Source organism: Bacteroidota bacterium (genome assembly GCA_030706565.1).
Taxonomy (GTDB): Bacteria; Bacteroidota; Bacteroidia; order Bacteroidales; family JAUZOH01; genus JAUZOH01.
The window spans coordinates 1-4,772 of sequence record JAUZOH010000296.1 but is presented as its reverse complement, the minus strand read 5'-3'; the positions used below and the strand labels follow the sequence as shown (position 1 = coordinate 4,772).

Below are 4,772 nucleotides of genomic sequence, written 5' to 3'. Positions count from 1 at the left end.
TTTTAAAGGAATTGAGGCCATTATCTCATCCATGACACCCGAAGAAAGAGAAAATCCCGATATGCTGAACGGAAGCCGACGCAAAAGAATTGCCACCGGCAGCGGAACAAGCATCCAGGAAGTAAACCGGCTGGCCAAACAGTTTGACGAAACCCGCAAGATGATGAAAATGGTATCAAGCGGCAAAAACCTGTCGAGAATGATGGGGAATATGAAGGTAAGAAACTAGTTAATGTGCTAATGGGTTAATGGGCTAATGGGTTAATAAGTTAATAAGTTAATAAGTTAATAAAATAAAGAATTTTAAGGAGATAACAATTAGGTACAATACAAATAAATAACTAACAGTCTATAATCATGACATTGATTGACGGCAAAAGAATTGCAGATGAAATTAAAAGGGAAATTGCTGAAGAGGTGAAGAGGATGCATGCTGAAGGCACCAAAACTCCCCATCTGGCAGCAATTTTAGTAGGACATGACGGAGGCAGCGAAACTTACGTGGCTCATAAGATTAAAGCTTGCGAACAGGTAGGTTTTAAATCCACCCTGGTCAGGTTCGAAGACACAGTCACTGAAGAGGAATTGCTCCAAAAAGTAGAAGAAATGAATACCGACAAGGATATTGACGGATTCATCGTTCAACTTCCTTTGCCCAAACATATTGACGAACAAAAAGTTATTGAAAGCGTAAATCCCAGGAAAGACGTGGACGGATTTCACCCGGTAAATGTTGGCCGTATGGTTATTGGCCTTCCGGGATTTGTTTCCGCCACTCCCGCCGGCATCCTTGAATTACTCAGAAGATACAGAATAGAAACATCAGGCAAAAACTGTGTAGTTATTGGCCGTAGCAATATTGTTGGCAAACCCATGAGCATCCTGATGGCCCAAAAAGGTTATCCTGGCGATTGCACGGTTACTCTTTGCCACAGCCGCACTAAAAACCTCAAGGAAGTTTGCCGTCAGGCCGATATTCTGATTGCAGCCCTTGGAAAATCCGAATTTGTAACAGCCGATATGATTAAAGATGGAGCCGTTGTGATTGATGTTGGTACGACCCGCGTCAAATCCGATCAGACCAAGTCGGGCTGGAAATTACTGGGAGATGTTAAGTTCGATGAAGTATCGCCAAAATGCAGCTTCATTACACCGGTTCCGGGTGGCGTCGGCCCGATGACCATAGTTTCACTCCTAAAAAACACCCTGCTGGCCGCAAAAAAGACAATTTATTCTTAAATTAAGTATTCTATTCATCATAAAAAGGCAATAAATGACTGGTTTATTGCCTTTTTTATTAAATCAATTCGGATACTGCAAATTTCTTAGTTACCTTTTATATAAACCTTTACACCATTGCATCTTAACGTGAGATGTATTTCTCGCCAAGCCACAAAATCGCAAATAAAAACACGGAAGCACGAAGGGCACAGAGAAAATAAAGACATTCCAAATCTCAAATAAAGTCATTCTTAGGCTGAGAAAGTCATGAGGATCACTGAACAATGAATTTTGGCTTAGAATCCGCTCAGACACAGGGAAATCATACTGCCACCGGCCGTGCTTTAAGCGGTACCTGAGCGGAGTCGAAGGCAAATGAAAATATATTTGATCCCTCCTCTTTGTTTTCTACCTGATCCGACACTTTGAACCTTTTGAACCCTCTTGAACTCGTTGAACCATATCGAACTATTTCAAACAACTTCAAACCATTTCAAACCATTTCAAACAACTTCAAACATATAAGATAACAAACCGCCAAGATTTGATTAAGGATAATTTATTTGGAGTTTTTCATAACCGGGCGACATGTAGAAAAATTTTGCGGACTATTTCCCAAAACATAAGGCCATCCCAGGTTATCCCAATTAATCTGACTTAACATCAAATATCTTCCCTGACCGGTGCTTTTTATCCAGCCATGATAAAACATCCAATCGTTTCCTGCATCGTCTTTTACGATCTGCGAATCATGGCCATTTCCTACAAAAGAAGTATTAGGACCTATTAATACCTCATATTTGTTATTCATTAAATCTTCCCCTTTTTTATTCAAATAAGGCCCCAATAAAGATTGAGAACGGCCATATACTACCCTGTAAGTGCTGTTTGCCCCTTCGCAACATGTACCTGTAGAGCCGAAGTAATAATAATATTCTCCTCTTTTAAAGACATATGAGCCTTCGTATGCTGTTCCTACAATTTGTACCGGTTTTGAACCGGGTTTTAATTGCAGTCCGTCTTCCGTTAATTCAATTGCATAAATACCATGAAAACTGCCCCAGATCAAATATTTTATTCCATTATCTTCTATATAACACGGATCAATAGAATTTTGCACACCTACTTCACTACTAATAAACAATTTTCCTTTATTAACAAAAGGTCCTGAGGGTGAATGAGCTATTGCCACTCCAACCCCGCAGGTCCATTCTCCTCCCCAGACCGACATTGCATAATACAGGACATATTGCCCGTTTATAAATTCTATATCCGGTGCCCATATCCCTCCTCCGGCAACAAAATCAGGTCTTGTCGCATCCGTAAATACTGTACCCACCTTGGTCCAGTTTACTAAATTTTTAGATTTTAAAATCGGTACATTATGAATGTCCTCGGTTGCATATAGGTAATAACAGCCATCATTTGACCTGATTACCGTAGGATCCGGCAAACTGGTTTTTACAACCGGATTCATATAAGTTGATGTTTTTGTTGAATCCATCCCTCCCGGATTTCCTTTATCATTGTCGCTACTGACTTTACAACTCAACATCACGTACGAAACAAATAATAGCGAAAAAAATGAAAACAAAGAAATCATAGATTTTTTCATGATTTTTAATTTAATTTATGATCAATTATTGCCTTTCAGAGAGACAGAAGTATTAAGGACTATATCCCTGGAATTTTTTCCTATTTCAAGTTCATATTTGCATTGATCTACTACCCAGTCGCCAACTTGAACATCATAATAAGAAAAAGCATCCTGTTTCAAAATAAATTTTACATCAATCGTTTCTCCGGCTTTTACGAATACTTTTTTGAAATATTTTAGTTCATGAACAGGACGATCAACAGCAGGATTAATGGGTTTTACATATACCTGGACCACCTCGTATCCGTCCAAATTTCCTTTGTTGCTTACTTTCACACTGCCGGTAACTTCATTGTTACGGGTTGTCTCTGCGGTTAAATCGCTGTATACAAAATCCGAATATGACAAACCGTAGCCGAACGGGAACTGGGGTTCTACATTTTTTGTATCGTAGTATCTGTATCCCACCATTAGTTTTTCGGAATATAGGATATAATCGTTATCCTGAAATCCGAATTTATAGGAAGGTGAATCTTCTAATTTTTTAGGCCAGGTAAAGGGCAATCTGCCGGAAGGATTTACTTTCCCAAATAATATGCCGGCAACAGCGTTTCCTCCTTCCATCCCCGGATACCAGGCTTCCAGGACGGACCTGACATTGGGAAACCATCCTCCTACTTCAAGAGGTGAGCCGTTGATCAGGACAACATTTACATTCCTGTTTATTTTAGCCAGGCGATTGATCAGGTTTTCCTGTACCATCGGGAAGGCCATGCTGACCCTGTCCCTACCTTCGGTATCCAGGCTGTGATCGATTCCACCCACATAAATCACCGCATCAGCCTTTTTTGCGATTTTATCAATTTCATGTAACTTCTTTACTGAGAGGTCAGATTGGGGCGTTTCCCATTCTATCCGCAGGGCTGCGTCGCCTATATTTTTACTATACACAACACAAAGATGAAAGGGAATTCCTTTCTTTAAATCGACTGATGCCGTAACGTTTCCGTTTCCCCTTGCGGGGTCTGCGATGGCCATAGGAGCTCCCGCCCATTCATTATTGTAGGCAATAGCACTTCCTCCTCCTGAAATAAAACGGAAAGTATATTTCCCATCTACGGGTGGAATAATTTCCGCATCGTATCTGGCTTCCCTAAAATCTTCAACGTTGATGCTTTTGTCAGGAGCTTTCATTTCCCACATAAAATCCACTTTCTTGTCTATTCTTGTCAGTACAGGATCTTTTTTCCCTTTGATATAATATCTTGCGTTAAATCCCCTGACGCCATTTACGGGCTTCAATACTTCATCCGGAATTACCTGGAAACCGCCAAGATCGTCAGATGAGATATAAGTCACTTTATCTTCCCCTATAAAATCCCTGATTCCTTTTAGAACCGTTATTTCATAAGGCGACTCCACCCATGAACTTCCACCCATTGCCAACAGGCAGAACCTTTTATCGGCATTGGGCCCGGTGACTAAAATATGTCGAATTTTGTTCTTATCAAGAGGCAGGCCATTATTTTGATTTTTCAACAAAACAATTCCGTTTTCGGCTATTTCCCTTGCCGTCATCTGATGTTCTCTGGTATTTAATTGAGCCCCCTTACTGATATTCAGTCCGTCAAGAGCACCTATTCTATCGTAAACTCCTAAAATTCTTCTGACTTTATCGTCAATATTACTTTCTGTTACCCTGCCTGCTTTAACTGCCGCCAATAAAGCCGTGCCAAACCCACAATTGTCACCGCCCGGCATGGAGACATCCAGTCCGGCAAATGCCGCTTTTTCAACGGAGCGGGTTTGCAACCAGTCTGTCATTACAAATCCTTTAAATCCCCATTTGTTTTTTAAAATATCCGTTAGCAGTTTTCTGCTGTCGCTGACGAATTCATAATTTACGCCGTTTGCTGAAGTCATTATCGTAGCCACATCCGCCTGCCTTACTGCA

Annotated in this window: 4 protein-coding genes; 2 read left to right on the top strand and 2 right to left on the bottom strand. The window is 40.7% G+C overall.

What is annotated here, in order from left to right; translation table 11 throughout:
• Positions 1-229: signal recognition particle protein (locus tag Q8907_12860; protein ID MDP4275160.1), on the top strand; the 229-nt coding region annotated here is incomplete at its 5' end.
• 128 nt (positions 230-357) lie between these two features.
• A complete protein-coding gene (folD, locus tag Q8907_12855; GenBank protein ID MDP4275159.1) occupies positions 358-1,239 on the top strand; it encodes a bifunctional methylenetetrahydrofolate dehydrogenase/methenyltetrahydrofolate cyclohydrolase FolD in 882 nt (293 codons plus the stop codon).
• Positions 1,240-1,780: 541 nt separating this feature from the next.
• Here folD and Q8907_12850 read toward each other — a convergent pair.
• Positions 1,781-2,836, bottom strand: a complete 1,056-nt coding sequence (locus Q8907_12850; protein MDP4275158.1) for a family 43 glycosylhydrolase — start codon at positions 2,834-2,836, stop codon at positions 1,781-1,783.
• A 21-nt stretch (positions 2,837-2,857) separates the two neighbouring features.
• Positions 2,858-4,772: glycoside hydrolase family 3 C-terminal domain-containing protein (locus Q8907_12845; protein MDP4275157.1), on the bottom strand; the 1,915-nt coding region annotated here is incomplete at its 5' end.